The sequence below is a fragment of the Candidatus Palauibacter irciniicola genome (genome assembly GCF_965208695.1).
In the GTDB taxonomy this organism is placed as follows: Bacteria; Gemmatimonadota; Gemmatimonadetes; order Palauibacterales; family Palauibacteraceae; genus Palauibacter; species Palauibacter irciniicola.
In genome coordinates, this window is the sequence record NZ_OZ242352.1 from 2,396,589 (window position 1) to 2,416,411 (window position 19,823).

15 protein-coding genes are annotated in these 19,823 nt (G+C 68.3%); 8 read left to right on the forward strand and 7 right to left on the reverse strand.

All coding sequences use genetic code 11. From position 1 onward, the window contains the following. Nucleotides 1–69: 69 nt before the first annotated feature. The 4 genes from ACOGI9_RS10415 to ACOGI9_RS10430 are packed head-to-tail and all read left to right on the forward strand — an operon-like array spanning nucleotide 70 to nucleotide 5,423. Complete coding sequence (locus ACOGI9_RS10415; protein WP_419857065.1) at nucleotides 70–2,307, forward strand: S9 family peptidase; 2,238 nt, start codon at nucleotides 70–72, stop codon at nucleotides 2,305–2,307. Nucleotides 2,308–2,332: 25 nt separating this feature from the next. Continuing rightward, entirely contained in the window at nucleotides 2,333–3,424 is a 1,092-nt protein-coding gene (locus tag ACOGI9_RS10420) for a hypothetical protein (protein WP_419857066.1), read from the forward strand. Continuing rightward, entirely contained in the window at nucleotides 3,421–4,533 is a 1,113-nt protein-coding gene (locus tag ACOGI9_RS10425; protein ID WP_419857067.1) for a hypothetical protein, read from the forward strand. The genes ACOGI9_RS10420 and ACOGI9_RS10425 overlap by 4 nt, the downstream gene beginning before the upstream one ends. Next, a complete protein-coding gene (locus tag ACOGI9_RS10430) occupies nucleotides 4,530–5,423 on the forward strand; it encodes a dienelactone hydrolase family protein (RefSeq protein ID WP_419857068.1) in 894 nt (297 codons plus the stop codon). Before ACOGI9_RS10425 ends, ACOGI9_RS10430 begins: the two co-directional genes overlap by 4 nt. A 50-nt stretch (nucleotides 5,424–5,473) precedes the next feature. Here the strand turns inward: ACOGI9_RS10430 and ACOGI9_RS10435 are convergent, their stop codons facing one another. After that, the gene (locus ACOGI9_RS10435; protein ID WP_419857069.1) at nucleotides 5,474–7,606 is read right to left on the reverse strand and encodes an amino acid permease; all 2,133 of its coding nucleotides are present in this window, start codon (nucleotides 7,604–7,606) and stop codon (nucleotides 5,474–5,476) included. A gap of 92 nt (nucleotides 7,607–7,698) precedes the next feature. Between ACOGI9_RS10435 and ACOGI9_RS10440 the strand changes: the two genes are divergently transcribed. After that, entirely contained in the window at nucleotides 7,699–9,477 is a 1,779-nt protein-coding gene (locus ACOGI9_RS10440) for an SLC13 family permease (RefSeq protein WP_419857070.1), read from the forward strand. Between the two features lie 49 nt (nucleotides 9,478–9,526). Continuing rightward, entirely contained in the window at nucleotides 9,527–10,564 is a 1,038-nt protein-coding gene (locus ACOGI9_RS10445) for a hypothetical protein (RefSeq protein WP_419857071.1), read from the forward strand. A 4-nt stretch (nucleotides 10,565–10,568) separates the two neighbouring features. On the opposite strand, the gene ACOGI9_RS10450 is transcribed toward ACOGI9_RS10445, so the two are convergent. Next, nucleotides 10,569–11,924, reverse strand: coding sequence for an FAD-dependent oxidoreductase (locus tag ACOGI9_RS10450; protein WP_419857072.1), 1,356 nt, complete (start codon nucleotides 11,922–11,924; stop codon nucleotides 10,569–10,571). A 114-nt stretch (nucleotides 11,925–12,038) separates the two neighbouring features. On the opposite strand from ACOGI9_RS10450, the gene ACOGI9_RS10455 reads away from it, so the two are divergent. Beyond that, entirely contained in the window at nucleotides 12,039–13,232 is a 1,194-nt protein-coding gene (locus tag ACOGI9_RS10455; RefSeq protein WP_419857073.1) for a PQQ-dependent sugar dehydrogenase, read from the forward strand. 39 nt (nucleotides 13,233–13,271) lie between these two features. Here the strand turns inward: ACOGI9_RS10455 and ACOGI9_RS10460 are convergent, their stop codons facing one another. Beyond that, nucleotides 13,272–14,129, reverse strand: a complete 858-nt coding sequence (locus tag ACOGI9_RS10460) for an aminotransferase class IV (RefSeq protein WP_419857074.1) — start codon at nucleotides 14,127–14,129, stop codon at nucleotides 13,272–13,274. Nucleotides 14,130–14,335: 206 nt separating this feature from the next. On the opposite strand from ACOGI9_RS10460, the gene ACOGI9_RS10465 reads away from it, so the two are divergent. Continuing rightward, nucleotides 14,336–15,553 carry a serine hydrolase domain-containing protein gene (locus tag ACOGI9_RS10465; RefSeq protein ID WP_419857075.1) on the forward strand — a complete coding sequence of 406 codons (1,218 nt, stop codon included), beginning with the start codon at nucleotides 14,336–14,338 and terminating at the stop codon, nucleotides 15,551–15,553. 12 nt (nucleotides 15,554–15,565) lie between these two features. On the opposite strand, the gene ACOGI9_RS10470 is transcribed toward ACOGI9_RS10465, so the two are convergent. The 4 genes from ACOGI9_RS10470 to ACOGI9_RS10485 are packed head-to-tail and all read right to left on the reverse strand — an operon-like array spanning nucleotide 15,566 to nucleotide 19,823. Further along, nucleotides 15,566–16,375 (reverse strand): ABC transporter permease, encoded by an 810-nt coding sequence (locus ACOGI9_RS10470; RefSeq protein ID WP_419857076.1) that lies wholly within the window; start codon nucleotides 16,373–16,375, stop codon nucleotides 15,566–15,568. Further along, nucleotides 16,372–17,601 carry an ABC transporter permease gene (locus tag ACOGI9_RS10475; RefSeq protein WP_419857077.1) on the reverse strand — a complete coding sequence of 410 codons (1,230 nt, stop codon included), beginning with the start codon at nucleotides 17,599–17,601 and terminating at the stop codon, nucleotides 16,372–16,374. The genes ACOGI9_RS10470 and ACOGI9_RS10475 overlap by 4 nt, the downstream gene beginning before the upstream one ends. 4 nt (nucleotides 17,602–17,605) lie before the next feature. After that, nucleotides 17,606–18,682: an ABC transporter substrate-binding protein gene (locus ACOGI9_RS10480; RefSeq protein ID WP_419857078.1), complete on the reverse strand. Its 1,077-nt coding sequence runs from the start codon at nucleotides 18,680–18,682 to the stop codon at nucleotides 17,606–17,608. Nucleotides 18,683–18,698: 16 nt separating this feature from the next. Continuing rightward, nucleotides 18,699–19,823 carry an ABC transporter substrate-binding protein gene (locus ACOGI9_RS10485; protein ID WP_419857079.1) on the reverse strand — a complete coding sequence of 375 codons (1,125 nt, stop codon included), beginning with the start codon at nucleotides 19,821–19,823 and terminating at the stop codon, nucleotides 18,699–18,701.

The window sequence follows — 19,823 nt, forward strand, 5'->3', positions numbered from 1 at the left end:
CTATCGTTCCGGGAAGTTGAAGGTCTTATGATGGGAGGAGTCCAGTTCACTCTTGGTATCGAGGTTCAGATGCGTTCCCTCTCCGTCGCTCTCGTTCTTCCCGTCGCCGTCTTCGCGCTGTCGCCCGAGGCTCCGCTCGCCGCGCAGGAGCGGCCGTTCACGTTCATGGATGTGCAGGAGATGAAACGCGCCGGTTCGATGACGCCGAGCCCGGACGGGGCGTGGATGCTCTACACGGTGACGACGCCGGACTGGGAGGCGGCGGAGTCCCAGACGGACATCCACCTCGTGTCGCTGAGCGAGGGCGTCCCGTCGGACCGCCGGCTCACCTACACGGAAGACAAGAACGAGACGAACCCGACCTGGGCTCCGGACGGGTCGTTCTTCCTCTTCGCCTCCAACCGGGACGGGGACGACACGCAGCTCTACATGATGCGCCACGACGGGGGCGAGGCCCGGAAGATCACCGACGCGGCGGAGGGCGTGTCCGGCTTCGCGTTCAGCCCCGACGGGCGCTGGCTCGTCTACCGCTCCGGCGAGAACGGCCGGGAGCAACTCTACCGGCTGCCGGCCGACGACCTCACGGGGGCCGATCCCGAACAGATCACGGACGGCGAGGCGGGCGTCGACCAGTGGGACTTCTCCCCCGACGGAAGCCGCGTCTACTTCGCGCGCCCGGATTCGTTCGACGAGGACGAGGTGCAGCGGCGCGACGAGGGCTTCACGGTCGACGTCCGGAACGCGGTCACGCCGCTCTCGAGCCTGTGGAGCGTGGAGATCGAGACCGCCACCGAGAGCCGCGAGACGGACGATCCATCCTACAGCGTGAACGGCTTCACGATCTCCGATGACGGACGCTGGATCGGGATCACCGGCGGCTCGACGAAGCGCTACGAGCGCAACATCACGGCGCAGCGGCTGTACGCGGACCTCTATCTCATGGAAGTGGCGACGGGCGAGATCGAGCGCCTGACGGACAACTACGAGGTCGGCGAGGGCGGGCTCAGCTTCTCCCCGGACGGGCGCTGGCTCGCCTTCTCGGCGCCCGATGAGATGGAGCGCTACTCGATGACGGAGAACCGCGTCTACATCCGCGAGGTGGACGACCGCGGCGGCGCCTTCCGGAAGATGGGGGCGGACTTCGACCAGAGTTCGAGCGTCGGGTTCTGGTCCCAGGATTCGAACACGATCTACTTCAACGCCGGCGTGAAGGTGACGACGCAGTTGCACGCCCTCGACGTGGAGACGGGGGCGGTGCGGCAGCTCACCGACGAGCGGGCGGCGCTTTCGGTGTCACGGGATGACGACACGGGCACGCTTCTCATCGGCTACAGCGACCCGAAGACGCCCCCGACGGTGTTCGCGGTCGCGAGCGTGGACGATGTCCCGGACCGCTCGAAGTGGACGCAACTGGTGGATGTGAACCCGCAACTGCGCGAGGTGGCCTTCGGCGACGAGGTCGAGGTCAACTGGCGTTCGTCGGACGGGAAGATGGTCGGCGGCGTGCTCGTCTATCCCGTCGGGTACGAGGCGGGGACGCGCTATCCGCTCATCGTCGCGATCCACGGGGGCCCGGCGTCGGCCGACATCCTGCGCTTCAACGGCGGCTACAGCGCCCAGGTGTACGCGGGCGCGGGCTACGCCGTGCTCAAGCCCAACTACCGCGGCTCCCGCAACTACGGGAACGCGCACCGCACGGACATCGTCGGCGACTACTTCACGATGGGCTACGAGGACATCATCACGGGCGTCGACCACCTGATCGCCGAGGGGATCGTCGACGGCGACCGCATGGGCGCACTCGGCTGGAGCGCGGGCGGCCACTGGTCCAACTGGATCCTCACCCAGACGGACCGCTTCAAGGCGATCAGTTCGGGCGCCGGGACGATGAACTGGATCAGCATGTACGCGCAGAGCGACGTGCAGCGGAACCGGCAGTTCTACGTGGGCGACGGCTTCCTGTACGAGGACTTCGACACGTACTTCGACCAGTCCCCGCTCAAGTACATCATGAACGCGAAGACGCCGACCATGATCCACGTGGTGGAGGGCGACCCGCGCGTGCCGAGCCCGCAGTCGGTCGAACTCCACATGGCGCTCAAGAAGCTGGACGTGCCGACGGAACTGTTCATGTATCCCGGCCGCAGCCACGGCATCCCCGACCCGCGCAACCGGCTCGTGAAGGCCGTGAGCGAGATGGCGTGGATGGATTACTACGTCCGCGGCATGGGCGAGAAGTTCCAGTGGCGCCAGGTCCTCGAAACCCTCGAGCCCGAGGAGGCCCCCACCGTAGTCTCGGAACGGTAAGCGCAGCCCGGAAGCGGGTGAAACCGTGAGTCGCCTGATCTGGCGGGCGATCTGGGTTGTGGCCGCCGTCGCGCTCGTCGTGGTGCCTTTTGGTTATGCAATCACCGAGGTCCACCGGGACGTCCTGATGGGGGCGGGCTGCGGGCTCGCCATCGGCGTAGGGATCGGCCTCCGGGGAGGCGCGCAGGCCGGTCCGTGGATGGGGATCCTGATCGGTTCGATTGTCGGTATCTCCACCGCGTTGATCGCCGGCGTGGCCCCGTGGGACGGGTTCCTGGTTCTTGTCCCACCCATCCTGGCCCTGGCGGTCGGCATGCACGATGGGCTCCGCGAGACCTCCTTCTCCCGTTATCGGGACATGAGCCGCGAGACGTTCATCGTGTCTGCCCTGCTCGCCCTGGGGTTCTTCCTCGCCCGGATCGTGTTGGGAGAGTTGGCGGCCGCGGTGATGTTCGCGGTGGCTCCGTTCGTGTGCATGCCCTGGATCGCACTGATTTCCGGCATCCTCAGCCACCGCCGCCAGGGATGGCAGGACACCCGTCCTCCCCGACTCCTCGTCCTGAGTGCGGTGCTCCTGTTTGCCACGCTGCTTTTGCTGTTGGTGGACGAGCAGTTGGGATACGGTCGTGTGAGCCCGCGCATCGTTCCGATCCTCCTATTTGTCGGCGTACAGGGGCTCGCGCTGGCTGCAGTTACCGCCGCTACGTTTCTGCTCGGGCGCGTCGGAATGATGTGGTTGCAGCCACGGCTCCGGGTGTACGGCCGGCTTGCCGAATACCTGCGCATCATGTGGGTGCCCATTGGCGGGTTCGCGGTCGGCTACCTGATGATCATCGTTCTGTTCGCCGGCTTCTACGGTATGCTGGAGCGCTTCAGCCCCGGCGCCTTCGCCGACGCCGCCGTCGGCATCAAGGAGTGGATCTTCTTCGCGTTTTTCACCGGCCTCGCCCAGGACTACGCGACGATCGCCCCGGTTTCGGACAGTGCGCGCGCGCTGGTCGGCCTTCACCTGATCCTCTCCGCGGGTTGGATCGTGGTACTGTTCGCAGCGGTGATGTCATTCATGGGTCCGAGGCTGGACCGAATTGCCAGGCGCCATGCGGAGGAAGAGTCGTGAGCCGTCTGATCTGGCTGGCGGTCCGAATTGCGGCAGCTGTCGCCCTCGTCGTCGCGACGTGCGGGTATGCGATCACGGGGAACCACACGGACGTCCTGCTGGGAGCGGGGAGTGCGGTCGCCGTCGGCGTGGGCGTTGGCCTGCGGGGGAAGTCGAACGGCGGTCCGTGGGTCGGCATCCTGATCGGCTCGATCGTGGGGGTCGTCACGGCGTTCCTGGCCGGCGCCCTGAGCGTCGGCTGGGGCGTCATCATTACGCCCCTTGGCCCATTGGCAGTCGGCTTGATCGGCGGGCTGGACCGGTCGTCCCTCTCTGGGTACGGGGATGTGACCCGGGAAATGTCCTTCGTGGCTGTCCTGCTGACCCTGGGGTTCATCCCCGCGCTCGTCGCCGGTGACGTTGCCATTGCGCCGGTCGTGGCGGCGTTCCCGCTCGCGAGCGTGCCCTGGGGAGCGCTCCTGATTGGCCTCATCAGCCGGCGCCGCGAAGGGTGGGAAGACGCCCGGCCTCCCCGGCTGCTGGTCCTCGGCGCCGTTGCGTTGCCCGTGTTGACGGGCCTCCTGTTCGCGTTCGGGGTGCTATATGAGGACGTCGGATTATCGGGCATCGCCGAGATTCTCGTGATTGCCCTCATCGTGATCATCCCGCTTGCGGTGCTGCCGCTGACCGCGTTTCTGATCGGGCGCGCCGCCGCCACCTGGCTCCGGCCGCGCCTCCAGGTATACGGCCAGCTCGCGGCCTACCTGCGGGTCATGTGGGTCCCGATCGGCGGATTCGCGCTCGGATACCTGACGATCATCTTCCTCTTCGCGGGCTTCTACGGAACGCTCGAGCGTTTCCGCCCGGGGTCGTTCGCCGACGCCGGCGCGGGCCTGGCCGACTGGGTGTCCTTTGCCTTCTTCACCGCCCTCGCCCAGGATTACGCGGCCATCGTCCCCGTCTCGGCCGGCGCCCGGATGCTGGTCGGCTTCCACCTGATCCTCTCGGTGGGCTGGGCGCTCGTGCTGTTCGCGGCCGTGATGACGTCCATCGAGCCGAAGCTCGCCCGGATCGCGCGGCGACACGCCGACGAAGACGCCGACTCACAAACTTTGGAGGATTCCCAATGACCAGGAGAAAGCAGGCGAGCGACTTCCCCCAGGAGGTGCTGGCCCTCTTCGATGGCTACGTGCATGGGTTCATTCGACGGCGGGACTTCCTGAAGGGAGCCGGGAAGGTGCTGGGCAGCAGCGCGGCCGCCGTGGCGGTCCTCGAGGCACTTCGTCCCAACTACGCGTGGGCGCGGCAGGTGGCGACCGACGATGCCCGAATCCGGCAGGAGTACGTCACCTACCCTTCGCCGGACGGCTCGGGGACCATGCGCGGCTACATGGCCGTGCCCGTCGACGCGACGGAGCCCAGGCCCGCGGTCCTCGTCATCCACGAGAATCGCGGCTTGAACCCTTACATCGAAGACGTGGTCCGCAGGTTCGCCGCCGCGGACTTCGTGGCGCTGGGGCCGGACGCGCTTACCCCCCTGGGTGGCTATCCCGGCAATGACGACGAGGGCCGGGTGATGCAGCGGCAGCTCGACCGGGACACGATGATGGAGGACTGGGTGGCCGCGTTCCGGTTCCTCCGCGACCACGAGACGACCACCGGGCGAGTCGGGGCCGTCGGGTTCTGCTACGGCGGCGGCGTGGTGAATCAGCTCGCGGTCCGCCTTCCGGATCTGGGCGCTGGCGTGCCGTTCTACGGGTCGGCCGCGGCCGCGGAAGACGTGCCCTCGATACAGGCGCCCCTGATGATCCAGCTCGCGGGCCTGGATGAGCGGATCAACGCCGCCTACCCGGCCTACGAAGAGGCGCTGGAGGCGCACGGAAAGTCCTTCGTGGTCCACGTCTACGAGGGAGCCAACCACGGCTTCCACAACGACACCACCCCGCGCTACGACCAGGAAGCCGCCAGCCTCGCGCAGGAGCGGACCATCGCGTTCTTCAACGAGCACCTGCGGGGATGAGGCCTCCGTTCAAACTGCCGTAACTCCTGACGACGGCGGGTCCACCGCGTTCACGGCGCCGGGCGTGGACGCGCGCTGCGCCTCCACCAGCGCGGCACCGTCGTCGCATGCACGTCGTAGAGGTGCCGCAGGTCGATGATGTCGCGCGGCGAGCCGAGGATCGTGAGGCGGTCGGCCGTCTCCACGATGGTGTCGTCGTGGGGTACGATGAGCTGTCCGCGCCGCCGGATCATCGCGGCGAGCGTGGTCTCCGGCAGCGCCATCTCCCGAATCGTCATCCCCGCCAGCGTGCTGCTGGCGCCCTCCGGCAGCACCTCCACGACGAGCATGCGCTCATCGCGGAGCATGACCTCGCGCAGCTCCAGGTTGTCCTCCGCCTCGAGCCACTCGGTCAGGAAGCTCTCGTCGTCCACGCGACCGGCGATCTGCGCCAGGATGCGCAGGTGGCGGCCGTGGTCGGCCGCGGGGCTCGCGAGGAAAAAGGCGGCCTGGATGAGTTCGTCTTCGGCCGGCGGTACGTCGGGCTCCCCCGTATCGATCTCGATCCCGCCCTGAACGCGGGCGAGGACCATGCGCGGTCCGGGGATCGAATCCAGGTGCAGGTGCGGCAGGACGACGCCCTGGGACATCGGCGTGAGGCCCGTGCCCGTGCCCTCGAGAAGTCCCTGCTCGATGCGGGCGGCGCTCACGCCCAACTGTTGCGAGAGCGCCTGCGACGCGCGGTCCACCAGCTTCGAGAAGGGCACCGCGCCCTCGTAGTCCAGCACGTCCGAAGACGCGATGAGTTCCTCGAAGGGGTCCGCGTCGCGCAGCCCCTTCTCCTTCAGGATGCCGCGCAACTCGCGCTCCAGCCCCTCGTTCCGCTGCTGGCCGAGCCGCTCGAACACGTGGTAGATCGCCCCCTCGCGGCGCACGTGGTCCCGGGCGTAGATGCGGTACCAGAGGAGGCCGAACACGACGAACGCGACGCTGAACAGCGTCGCCAGCCATCCCATCTGGACGATCAGCGGAAACGGCATGACGATGCCGACGATCTGGACCCAGGGATAGAAGGGAGCGCGGAACCCCGGGTCGTACGGCGCGAGGCCGCTTTCGCGCATGACGATTACCGCCAGGCACGCGAGCGCGAACATGATGAGCTGGAAGGCGCTTGCCAGCTTCGCGATGCCCGATGGGTCGAACAGCACCAGCCACAGGACGATCAGTCCCGCCGTCGCGAGGATCGCGACCCACGGCGTGCCCCAGCGGCTGATCCGGCGCATGGCCGCCGGCAGCACGTGGTCGCGGCTCATGGCCAGCGGGTAGCGGCTCGCGGACAGGACCCCGGCGTTGCCGACCGACGTGAAGGCCAGGATCGCGGCCACGGTCATGACGGCCTCTCCCGTGGGACCCGCGACGGCCCTCGCCATCGCCGCCGCCGGGGCCAGGTTGCCGCCATCGGCGGAGAGCGCCTCCACGCCGACCGCCCCCACCATCGCCCAGGTGCCGAGTACGTAGACGAGCAGCACCGTGACGAAGGCCAGCAGCATGCCCAGCGCCAGATTGCGGTCCGGGTTCTTCACCTCTTCGGAGACCGAGGCCACATGGGTAAGCCCCATGTAGGAGACGATCACCAGCCCCACGGTGGAGAAGAACGGCGAGGCCCCCAGGTCGAACGCCCCGGCGAAGGCATCGGGGTCCACGGCCGTCACGCCGGCCCCGATGAGCCAGCCCAGCATGGCCAGGAGGACCACGGTCAGAACCATCTGGATGGAACTGGTCTTCTTGGCGCCGAAGAGGTTCACCGCGGCGAAGCCCAGCGCGAAAGCGAAGGCGATGGGACCGGCGGGAGCCTCCGGGAAGTAGACCTGCAGGTAGGCGCCGAGGCCCACGAGCGCGAAAGCGGACTTGAGCGTCAGCGTCGTCCAGGTGCCGAAACCGCCGATCGCCCCCACCCGCTGGCCCATGCTGCGGTCCAGGAAGTAGTAGATGCCGCCGGCGCGCGGCATGGCGGTCGACAACTCCGCCATGCTGAGGATGCCGGGCAGGAGCAGGAGGCCCGCCAGCAGGTACGCGACGGGGATGGCGCCGCCGGCCTGCGCGGCGGCGAGCCCGGGCAGCAGGAAGAAGCCCGAACTCAGCGTCGCGCCGGTCGCGATCGCGTACACGTCGAACAGCCCCAGTTCGCGCTTGAGTGTGGCCATGGCGGCTATGTGGCTCCCTGCCGTTGTCGCAACGATGATCGCATCGGCCGGCCGGACTGGTGCCGGGACGTATGGGGGACGAACATCCTCACATGACGTTCGAAATCGTATTCGTGCTGGTGCTGACCCTGGCCGCTCTCGTCCTGTTCGCCATGGACCGGCTGCGGCTGGACCAGGTCGCCATGTCGGTCCCGGTGGTCCTCCTCCTGAGCGGCATTCTGACGCCGGCCGAAGCCGTATCGGGCCTGTCGAGCCGCGCGACCGTGACCGTCGGCTCGATGCTCGTGCTCGGCCTGGGGCTCCGCAAGACCGGTCTCGTGTCCGCCATCGGGGCCTGGGCGCGCACCGCTCCCCTCGGCGGCAAGTACTCCCGCATGTTCGCGCTCTGCCTCGTCTGCGCGCTCCTCTCCCCCTTTCTCATGACCACCGCCGTCGTGATGGTGTTCCTGCCCGTCTTCGTCGCGCTCGCCGACCAGGCCGAGGAGCCGGCCTCCCGGTATCTCATGCCCCTCTCCTTCGTCTCGATTCTCGGGGGCACCGTCACGCTGATGGGGACCTCCACCAACCTGGTCGTGCACGGCGAAGCGATGAGGCGCGGGTTCGACGAACTTCACATGTTCTCGATCACCCCGCTCGGCCTGATCTGTCTCGCCGTGGGTCTGCTGTACCTCTTCACCGCCGGCCGGGTGCTCCTGCCGCGCCGCGTCCGGGCGCCGGATCTGTCCAGCAAGTACGACATCCGCCGCTTCGTCACGGAACTGCACGTCCCGGAGGACTCGCCGGCCAACGGCCGCTCGCTGGCCGAACTCAAGTGGGGCGAACGGTACGGCGTCACCGTGCTGGACATCGAACGGGGGGAACAGGAGATCACCGCGCCGCACGGAGACCGCCACATACGGCCGGGCGATGTCCTCTACGTGCAGGGATCCGCGGAACGCCTTCTCGAACTCGCCCGCCGGCAGCGACTTGAGACCCCGCGGGAGCGGAAGGAACAGGGACTCGACCTGGCCGGCGGCAGCGGACGGCTGGTCGAAGTCCTCGTGGCGCCCGGATCGAGTCTCGTAAGCCGGACGCTGCGCGATCTGAACTTCGCGCAGCGCTACGATGCGGCCGTGCTCGCGATCCAGCATCACGGCGTCACCGTGACGGAGCGGCTGGCGGAGGTCTCGTTCCGCGTCGGCGACCTGCTCCTGGTCCACGGGACGGCGAACGCGCTCGGACGCCTCGTCGAAGATCCCGGGTTCGTCCCCGTGGGAGAAGTGAAGGCGCAGACCGGGCGCAGACCGCGGGCCGGCGTGGCCGCGGCGATCATGGTCGGCGTCGTGCTCAGCGCGAGCCTCGGCGTGCTCGACATCATGACCGCCGCGCTCTCGGGCGTCGGCCTCATGGTGTTCACGCGCTGCGTGCGCGTCGAGGAGATCTACGCGGAGATGGAGTGGATGGTCCTCTTCGTGCTGGCCGGCCTCATCCCGCTCGGCGTGGCCCTCGAGACCACCGGGGCGGCGGAGTTGCTCGCGCGCGGGGTGGTGGCGGCGACGGCGCCGCTGGGAGCGTCCGGACTCGTCGCGGCCTTCTACCTGGTGACCGTCCTCATGACGGCCATCGTGTCCAACGCGGCGACGGCCGTGATGCTGACTCCGGTCGCGATCCTCGCGGCCACGCAGGCCGGCGTGAACCCGTACGCGCTCCTCATCGCCGTGATGTTCGGCGCATCGGCCTCGTTCGTCACGCCCTTCGGCTATCAGACCAACGTCATGATCTACGGCCCGGGCGGGTATCGCTTTTCGGACTTCGTGAAGGTGGGCGGCCTGCTGAACCTCGTCCTGCTCATCACGGCCAGCCTCCTCATCCCCATTTTCTGGCCCAGCTAGCGTGGTTTTGCTGGCAGTCCGGATTGCGGCAGCGGTCGCGGTCATCGTCGTGCCCTTCGGCTACGCGACGGCGGGCAACAACGCAGGCGTCGCGGTCGGAGCCGGGTGCGGCCTCGCGATCGGCGCCGCGGTCGGCCTCAGCGGGAACCGGGGACCGCGGCCCTGGACCGGCATCCTCGTCGGCTCGCTGGTGGGGATCGGCGCCGTGTTTGCCTCCACGGTGGCCGTCACCAGCGGAGCGATCGCCATGTCGCCGGTGCTCGCCCTGGGCGTCGGCCTGATCCACGGCGAAGACCTGCTGGACGGGGTCGGCGGCACCTCCTTCTCGGGGTATCGGGACGCGTTCAGGGAGACGCTGTTCGTATCCGTTCTCCTCGCCCTGGGACTCCTGCCCGCCATCTATACGCTGTCGGAACCGTCGCTCTTCGTGGACATCTTCCTGTTCGTGCCCTACGTGGCGCTCTCCGCCGGCCTCCTCAGCCATCGCGCCGCGGGATGGCGCGACCCGCGACCTCCGGCGCTGCTGTTGCTCGCCACGGTGCCAACGGTGGGGTACGCGGGCGGCGCGATCGTGTTCGCGCTGATGCAGGAGGACCCCGGGCTGGGCATCGGCCGCGGCCTCGGGATCGCGGGCCCCCTGCTGCTCCTCGAACTGGCCGTGACGGCGGTCTTCTTCATCGCCGGGCGCGCGGCGATCATCTGGTTCCGGCCGCGGTTTCGCGTGTACCGCGGCCTCTCCGACTACCTGCGCGTCATGTGGGTCCCGATCGGCGGTTTCGCGATCGGCTACGTGACGATCATCGTCCTGTTCGCCGGGTTCTACGGCACGCTGGAACACTTCAGCCCGGGGGCGTTCGCCGACGCCGGCGCCGGGATCGTCGACTGGCTGTTCTTCTCGTTCTTCGCCGCCCTCGGTCAGGACTTCGCGACCGTGGCCCCGGTTTCCGTGGGCGCCCGCGCGCTCGTCGGCCTCCACCTGATCCTCTCGGCGGGCTGGGTCGTGGTGCTGTTCGCGGCGGTGATGACCTCCATCGGGCCGAAGCTGGAGCGGATCGCCCGGCGCCAGGCGGAGAACGACGGCAACTGACCCCTCAGGCTTTTCTGAAGCGCCAGCCGTACAGGATGCGGCCGTAGTAGTTGAACATCTTCCTCGCTTCGGCATCCTCGAAGGGGTAGTCCGCGCCGATCTGTCTCGCGGCCGCGAGTCCGGTGACGAAGGCCGTTTCCTGGCTGTTGATCAGCGTGTGGGCGCCGCAGTGCCAACTCCCTTTCCTCCCCTGAATGAAGCGGAAGAGGGGGACGAGCCACGCGACATGGCGCACGTCGTGTACGATGTGCTGGAACCACCGCCGCTCGATCACCTTCTCGGCGTCGATCTCGCTGATCGGGTTGTACGTCACCAGGCAGGGCTTGTCCGAGCGCTTCGCCCACGGCTGCTGGTTGTGCATGATGTAGGTGATCTCGTAGTTGTCGGGCCGGGCGCCGTACTGCTCGATATGGTTGCTCCGCGTTTCCAGCGCCTTCACCTCGTCGTCCGGCAGGACCGAGGCGTCCGAATGCACGACGGTGTGGTTGTGGAGTTCGCTCTCGTAGCGGACCGATGAGAGGATGTAGCGCTCCAGAAACGTCGGCTCGTCGAGCATCATCAGCGTCTGGTTCGCGTTGCAGGCGAAGATCACCGCGTCGAACGTCTCCTCCCCGCCGTCCTCGTCCTCGACCACGACCCGGGATGGCCCTCGAACCACCCTCCGGACGGGCCGGTTGAGGTAGATCTTCTCCCGGAAACCGGCCGACAGGTGCTCGTAGATCCGGCGCGTTCCCTGGTCCCAGGTCTGCATGGTCGTCGCGGCTTCGATGTCGAAGAACTCCAGGTACCTGGAGAAGAGGGAGGCGGGCATGTCGAAGACGTTCGTCGCCATCAGGAAGTTGACGAACATCGGCTTCAGCACCTTGTACCTGAAGTCCCCGGAGAAACCGGCGACGTTGAGGACCGTCCCCATGCTGATGTAGTTGAACGGGTTGAGGCTGTTCACGAACTTCGACCGCGAATGGGTCAGCCGGCCGAACCGGTGCAGGAGCCGCAGGATGCGCTGGAACTTCCGGATCTCGAGCTGCAGCTGTTCCCGGATGTCGGAATCGAAGTCGTGGGCGTAGGTCCCTCCGCGGTACTTCACGCTGTAGCTGAACCTCGTGTCGATCAGGTCGATGCCGAACTGCTTCAGCAACACCACGAAGTGCTGGTATACGGAAGGGATGCAGGCGGTGACGGAAATGTCGAACGGGATCGACCCCCCATCCTCCTGGGGCATGTCGACGGTCACGGCGTTCCCGCCCAGCTGCTCACGGGCCTCGAACAGGCGGAAATCGAACCGGTCCGAATCGTGATGCAGCGCCCATGCGGCCCCGAGGCCCGAGACGCCTCCGCCGATGATGGCGATTCTCCGCATTCCTCTCCCCTTCCCTCCGGTGTCGCGTCCGCCCGCCGGGTCGATCGTCGGCCTTGCTGTTCCGGGGGCGCCCGCAGCATTTTTTTCGGGCTTCACCCACGCATGAGCCACGAGATGAACGACATGATTTTCCCTGGAGATGAGATGATCAAGCGGACCCCACTGGCGATCTTCGCCGCCGGGCTTCTTCTGTCGACCGCGACTCCGGCGCTGAGCCAGGAGGTCATTCAGTCGGCGTACCACGACTACAGGCTCGTTCCGGTCGTCGAGGGGCTGGCGCAGCCCTGGTCGATCGCGTTTCTGCCGGACGGCGAGATGCTCGTGACCGAAAAGGCGGGCACGCTGCGCGTTGTGCGCGACGGGATGCTCCTGCCCGAACCGGTCAGCGGCGTGCCGGCCGTGATCTCGGACGGACAGGGCGGACTCCTCGACGTCGTGCCGCACCCCGACTTCGAGAGCAACCGGCTCCTCTACCTGAGTTTCTCGCAGCCGAACGAGACGGAGCGCGGGACGACCGCGGTCATCCGCGGGCGGTATGAGAGCGGCGCGCTCACCGACATCGAGGAGGTCTTCGTGGCGGTGTCCGAGGGCCGAGGTCACTACGGGTCACGCCTCGTGTTCGACGGGCAGGGACACCTGTTCATCACCGTCGGCGAGCGGCAGGCTCCGACGCGGGGCGATCTCTCCGCGCACCCCGCGCAGGATCTCTCGAACCATCACGGCACCGTGAACCGGGTCTACGAGGACGGCACGATCCCGGAGGACAACCCGTTCATCGGCGACCCGAACGTACGCCCCGAGATCTGGAGCTACGGACACCGCAACCAGCAGGGGATGGCCATCAACCTCGAAACCGGCGAGCTGTGGGCGACGGAGCACGGCCCGCAGGGCGGGGATGAACTCAACCTCATCGAGCCGGGGCTCAACTACGGCTGGCCCGTCGTCGGCTACGGGGTGAACTACCGCTCGGGCAGCGCGATCCACGAGGGGACGCACAAGGAGGGCATGGAGCCTCCGGAGCACTTCTGGGTGCCGTCGATCGCCGTTTCCGGACTTCTCTTCTACACGGGCGACCGCTTCCCGCACTGGAAGGGGAACCTGCTCGCGGGCGGGTTGGCCGGGGAGCAGTTGGCGCGCCTCACGCTCGACGGGCAGGAGGTCGTTCGCGAAGAGACGCTCGTGCAGGGCTTCGGGCGCATCCGCGATGTCCGGCAGGGGCCGGACGGGCTGATCTACATCGCGATCGACGGCCGGGGGGGCGGGACGACCGCGATCCTCCGAATGGAGCCGGTCGCCACGCGCCAGTAGCCGCTTGGCAGCCCGCGGCAAGACCCCTGCTGCGGGCTGCTAGCCTTCGGGGGCCACGGCTCGCCGGTAGGCCTCCGACAGCGCCCGGGTGATCTCGCCCGGGCGTCCGCGTCCCACGGGCCGGCGGTCCAGTTCGACGGTCGGCCGCACCTCGGTCGTCGTCCCCGTGAAGAAGATCTCGTCCGCGCCCCGGAGTTCGTCCGCCGTGAAGGCGCGTTCCCGGGCGGGGATGCCCAGCCCCGCGCAGAGTTCGAGCGTGAAGGCGCGGGTGACGCCGTGCAGGATGTGGTTCGTGGCCGGGGCCGTCGTCACCTCTCCGCCGAGCACCGCGAACACATTGTTGTGCGTCCCCTCCTGCACCATTCCTTCGCGGATGAAGATCGCGTCCTCGACCTCCGCCTCCACCGCGGCCTGCTGCGCGAGGACGTTGGGCAGGAGGCCGGTCGTCTTGATGTCCGCGCGGGCCCAGCGCTGGTCGGGCAGCGTGATGGCGCCGAAGCCGCGCTCCCAGCGCTCCGGCGTCGTGCGGACGAGTGCCTTCGCGAAGGCGTAGACGGTGGGCGGGACCGCCTCCTTCGGGAACGCGTGCGTGCGGGGGGCGGCGCCGCGCGTGACCTGCATGTAGAAGACGGAGAACTCGGCCGCGCCGAGGTCGTTCCGCGCGATGAGTTCGTCACCGACGCCGGCGAGGGGAGCCACGTCCGCCTCGATCCGGAGCGTTCGCAGGCCCCATGCGAGCCGGGCCAGGTGGCGTTCGAGCAGGAAGCAGCGGCCCGCGTACGCCGGGATCGCCTCGTAGACCGCGTCCGCGAACAGGAAGCCCCGGTCGTTCACCGAGACCCGCGCCTCGCCGACGGGGAGGTAGTCTCCGTTCAGATAGACGATGATGGTCTGCAACCCCTCCGCTTTCGGGAATCGCCCGTGGTTCCGCCGCGCCTCCGCACTCTCGGCAGCTCGCGGGTTTCCGGGACACGACACTAGATGCCCGTATGCGGCTCGGAGGGGCAAGTTCGGTCGCGATCTGGTTCACGCTCGTACGCCGCGTTAGCGTCCAGCAGGCGGGTTCCGCTTTCGGCCCGTTTTCTTCTGCTTCCGGAGGACCGATGAAGGTTTCGCGGCGAGTTCGCGGCATCCCTGCCGCTCGGTGGCTCTTCCTGGCGATCATCCTGCCCTCGACGATCCTCGCGGGCGCGACGCGGTTCGCTCCGGCGCTGGCGGCGCAGGAGGCGCGCACGCTCTCCTACGGCGAACCGGAGGAGGTCGGCATGTCCCGCGCCGTCCTCGAGGGCGCCCTCGGCCTGTACCACGAGGCGGTCGAGCGGGGAGACATCGTGGGCGCCGTCCTGCTGGTCGCCCGCAAGGGGAAGATCGTCCTCCACGAGGCGGTCGGCATGCGCGACAAGGAGCGCGGGCTGCCGATGGAGCGGAATTCGATGTTCCGCATGGCCTCCAACACGAAGCCCGTCGTAGCCACGGCGGTCGCGCAACTCGTCGAAGAGGGCAAGCTCTCCTACGACGACCTCGTGCGGGAGTACATCCCCGAGTGGGACAACTACCGCGCGGGGTTCATCACGGTCGGACACCTGCTGTCCCACAGCAGCGGGCTCCGGATCCCCACGCTCTTCCTGCAGCCGCTGGGCGAGAACCCGACGCTGCGGAGCGAGTCGGCCCGCTTCGGCGCGATCGGCGCCGAGGTGACGCCGGGCGAGACGTACTCCTACAACAATCCGGGCTACAACACGCTCGGCGCGCTGGTCGAGATCGCCTCCGGCCAGTTGCTGGAGGACCGGCTCATGGAGACGGTGTACGGACCGCTCGGGATGGCGGACAGCTACAATCACCACGCCGAGCACCCCGTCGGCGGGAAGGTCGACCGCATGGGCGCCGTCTACTACCAGCGCGGCCCCGACGGCGACTGGATGCCGGGCGGCACGCCGGGAGGTCCGGTGGCCTTCCCGTTCGCGCGCGCCTCGGGCGGGATGATCTCGTCGGCGTGGGACTACGCGGTCTTCGGCCAGACCTTCCTGAACGGCGGCACCTATGACGGCGCCCGGATCCTGACGCCGGAATCCGTCGAACTCATGACCTCGCCGAAGATCCACATCGCCGGCGAGGGGGACGAGGCGAGCTACTACGGATACGGCTGGCGGCTCGCCGACGGCACGTTCGGCCACGGAGGCTCGGACGGCACGAACGCGTGGCTCGACCCCGACCGCGAGATCATCGGTCTCGTGTTCACGCAGACGCCGCGCGGCGACAACCGCGGCACCCGCCTGGAGCGCTTCCGCGAACTCGTGAACCTCTCGCTCGAGGGCAACTGACGGCGCGGAGATTCAGGCGGACGACCGGCGGCGGAGCCATTCGACGGTCAGCAGCAGCGCGAGGGCAAACACGACGAGGAAGGTGGCCACGGCGAGGATCGCCGGGCTGATCTGTTCGCGGATGCCCGCCCACATCTGCCGCGGGATCGTCCTCTGTTCCAGTCCGCCCATGAAGAGGACGACGACGACCTCGTCGAACGACGTGGCGAAGGCGAACAGAGCCCCGGAGATCACGCCGGGCGCGATGAGCGGCAATTGCACCGTCCGGAAGATGCGCACCGGCCCCGCGCCGAGACTGGCCGCGGCCCTCGTCAGGTTGCGGTCGAAGGCCGACAGCGTGGCGACCACGGTGATCACGACGAAGGGCAGGCCCAGCGTCGCGTGGGCCAGGATCAGCCCCAGGTGCGTCTGGGCCAGTCCGAGGTTCGTGTAGAAGAAGAACATCCCCGCCGCCGAGATGATGACCGGCGTCACCATGGGCGAGATCAGGAGGCCGGTGATGAAGCGGCGTGCCGGCATGGCGGGGCTCGACAGCCCGAGCGCGGCCAGCGTCCCGAGCGCCGTCGCGAGCAGGGTGGCGGAGACGCCGATGACCAGGCTGTTCACGAGACCGCGTGTCCACGCCTCGTTCTCGACGATCTCGCGGTACCAGCGCAGCGACCACGCCTCGGGATCGAAGCGGAGCATGCCCTCGGTGAAGGTGAAGTAGGGTTCCGCGTTGAAGCTGAGTGGCACGATCACGATGATCGGCGCCACGAGAAAGATGAAGACGCAGGTGCAGAAGGCGAGGTAGCCGACGCGGCCGACGCGGGCCCCGGTCATGAGCCCAGGCTCATGCGCTCTACGCCCACCAGCCGGTCGTAGAGCAGGTAGAGGACGAGCACGCCCACCAGCAGAAGCGCGCCGAGCGCCGCCGCGAGTCCCCAGTTGAGCGACGTCTGCATGTGGTAGGCGACCATGTTCGAGATCAGCTGGCCGCTGCTCCCGCCGACGAGCGCCGGCGTGATGTAGTAGCCGATCGCGAGGATGAAGACGAGGAGCGAGCCCGCCCCCACGCCCGGCAGCGTCTGCGGCCAGTAGACGCGGCGAAACGCCTGCGCGGGCGTGGCGCCCATCGAGGCGGCGGCCCGCATGTGCAGGGGCGGAATGGACCGCATGACCGAGTACAGGGGCAGCACCATGAACGGCAGCAGAACGTGCGTCATGGCGACGAGCGTGCCGGTCATGTTGTAGACCATCGAGAGCCGGCCGTCGTCCCCAATGAGGCCGATCGCCACCAGCAGGTCGTTGATCACCCCCTGTGTCTGGAGCAGGACGATCCACGAGGTGGTCCGCACCAGGAGCGAGGTCCAGAAGGGGACGAGCACGAGAGCGAGGAGAAGGCCGGCCCGGCGCGGCCGCGCGTGCGCGATGAGGTGTGCGATCGGATAGCCGAGGACGAGGCAGAAGACGGTGATCGCGAGGCTCACGAGCAGCGTGCGCCACAGGAGCGGCAGGTAGATGCGCCGCTCCTCGGGCTGCCGCGCGACGGAACCGTCCGCCAGCCGCTGCATGTCCAGCGCGTTCAGGTAGTGGCGGGCCGTGAAGCGCTCGCCGGCCGCGCGGACCGCGTGCCAGGTTCCCGGGTCGACCCAGGCGGAATCGATGGCGGCCATGGCTTCGCGCCACGGACCCTCGGTCACCTCCCGAAGGTCCCGGCCCGTCCGCGTGAACACGCCCCGCAGCCCGCTCTGGAGCCGGTTGGCCCGGCTGGCCACCTGCCCCAGCGTCCTCGCCTCTCGTGCCGCCCCGATTTCCCGTGCCGCCGCCTCATACGCCGCCTCCGGGGGGAGCCCTTCGCCGTCCCACCCGCGGAGGGCCGTGAGCGTCGCGGGCAGGGCGTCCGCCACGACCGGATCGTAGACGCTCCGCAACAGCATCGTCCCCAGCGGCGCGAGGAACGTGACGCCCAGGAAGATGAGGAGAGGCAAGACGAGCCCCAGCGCCCGAAGCCGGTCGCGGTATCCCGGTCCGACCCCCGCGACCCCGCGTCGCCGGCGTGCCCTCATCCCGTCAGCGCGCCAGCCAGGCGCTGAAACGCTCGTTCAGCTCATCCTGGTGGTCCACCCACCAGGCCCAGTCCCTCCAGAGCGCTCCGGTCATGTTGGAGGGATGCGTGGGCAGGTGCGGCCCCATCTCCACACCCGTCTCCAGGTGGGTCGTGATCAACGGCGCGGCCGAGGCCCGGGCGGGGCCGTACGAGATTCGGCGGCCGAGCGCCGCGAGCGCCTCGGCGGTACTGGCGAAGGTGACGAGGCGCATCGCCGCCTCCAGCCGCGGCGTGCCGGCGACGATGGCCAGTTGGTTGATGTCCAGGAGTTGCCCGTCCCACACGATCTCGAACGGCTGGTCCTCCAGCACCTGGGCGTTGAAGATGCGTCCGTTGTAGGCCGTGCTCATCACGACCTCGCCGTCGGCCAGCATCTGAGGCGGTTGGGCGCCCGCCTCCCACCACACGACGTGATCCTTGATCGTGTCGAGCTTGCGGAACGCCCGCTCCAGGCCCTCCGGCGTGTCGAGCAGGGCGTACACTTCCTCCGCCGGCACGCCGTCCGCCATGAGGGCGACTTCGAGGTTGTACATGGGAACACGGCGCATCCCGCGGCGCCCGGGGAACCGCTCGAGATCGAAGAAATCGGCAACCGTCTCCGGTCTTGCGCCCTGGAAACGGCTCGCATCGAAGGCGTAGATCGTGGACCAGACGACGACCCCGGCCCCACAGTCGGAAAGCGTCCCGGACACGAAGTCCTCCGCCGCCGGCGTCCCGTCCGCGCCGGGGGGCAGCATCTCCGCATCGATATACTCCAGCAGCCCCTCGTCGCAGGCGAGCATGACGTCCGACGTGTTGAGATCCACGACGTCCCAGTGGATGTTGCCCACTTCCACCTGGGCGCGGATCTGCGCCAGAGCGCCGGTGAAGTCCTCGACTTCCACCCGGATCCCGGTGGCGGCGGTGAACGGTTCGAACCACGCCTCCGTGCTCGCCTTCTGGTACGAGCCACCGTAGGAGACGGCGGTGATCGACTGGGCGGCCGCCTGTCCGGCGAGACACGCGACCAGAGCGGCGGCGCATACGGACGCGCGCGTCACGGCACGCGCAAGCAGGTCAGTTCGCACGGGTCAGCCAGGCGCTGAAGCGCTCGTTCAGCTCGTCCTGATTGTCCACCCAGAATTCCCAGTCGTTCCGCAGGGCGCGCGCGGCGTTCTCGGCGCTTGTGGGCATATGGGGCGCCATTTCGACGCCGGTCGCCAGGTGCGTGGTGACGAGCGGTTCTCCCGACCGGCGGGCCGGACCGTAGGAGATCCGGCGGGCGACGGCGGCCAGCGATTCTCCCGTCGTCGCGAAACGGAGGAAGCGGAGCGCGTCTTCCAGCCTCGGCGTCCCCGCCACGATGCTCAACTGACCGTAGTCGAGCAGTTGGCCGTCCCACACGATGACGAACGGCTGCTCCTCGAGCACCTGTGCATTGAAGATGCGGCCGTTGTAGGCGGTACTCATCACGACTTCGCCGTCCGCGAGCATCTGGGGCGGCTGGGCGCCCGCCTCCCACCAGATGACCTGGTCCGCGATCGTATCCAGCTTGTCGAAGGCCCGGTCCAGCCCTTCCGGAGTGCGCAGAACGGCGTACACCTCGTCGAGCGGCACACCGTCCGCGATGAGCGCGAACTCGAGGTTCACCTGCGGCACGCGACGCATGCCGCGGCGCCCGGGGAACCTCTCCAGATCGAAGAAATCCGCCATGGTCGCCGGCTTCTCATCCGGGAAGAGGTCGGCGTTGTACGCGTAGACGGTGGAATAGAACAGCATGCCGGCCCCGCACGGGCCCTGCATCTCCGGATAGAAGTCGTCCCTCGCGGGCGTCCCGTCGGGGGCGGGCGGCAGCATGTCGAGGTCGATCGTCTCCAGCAGGCCCTCGTCGCAACCTCGCATCGCATCGGCCATCTCGAGATCGACGACATCCCAGTGGACCGCTCCGACGTCGACCTGCGCCCGTATCTGGGCGAGGCCGCCGTTGTAGTCCTCCATGTCGACCCGAATCCCGGTCTCATCCATGAACGGGACCTGGATGGCTCCGCGATACGCCCGACCGTAGGAGCCTCCCCAGGAAACGGCCGTGATCGCCGGACCCTCCGGCGCCTGCGGCCCGCACCCGAGCGTGAACGCCGCCGCGACCGCGAGGATGACGAGCGTTACGTTTCGCGAAGCGTGGACCATGGATCTCACTTTCAT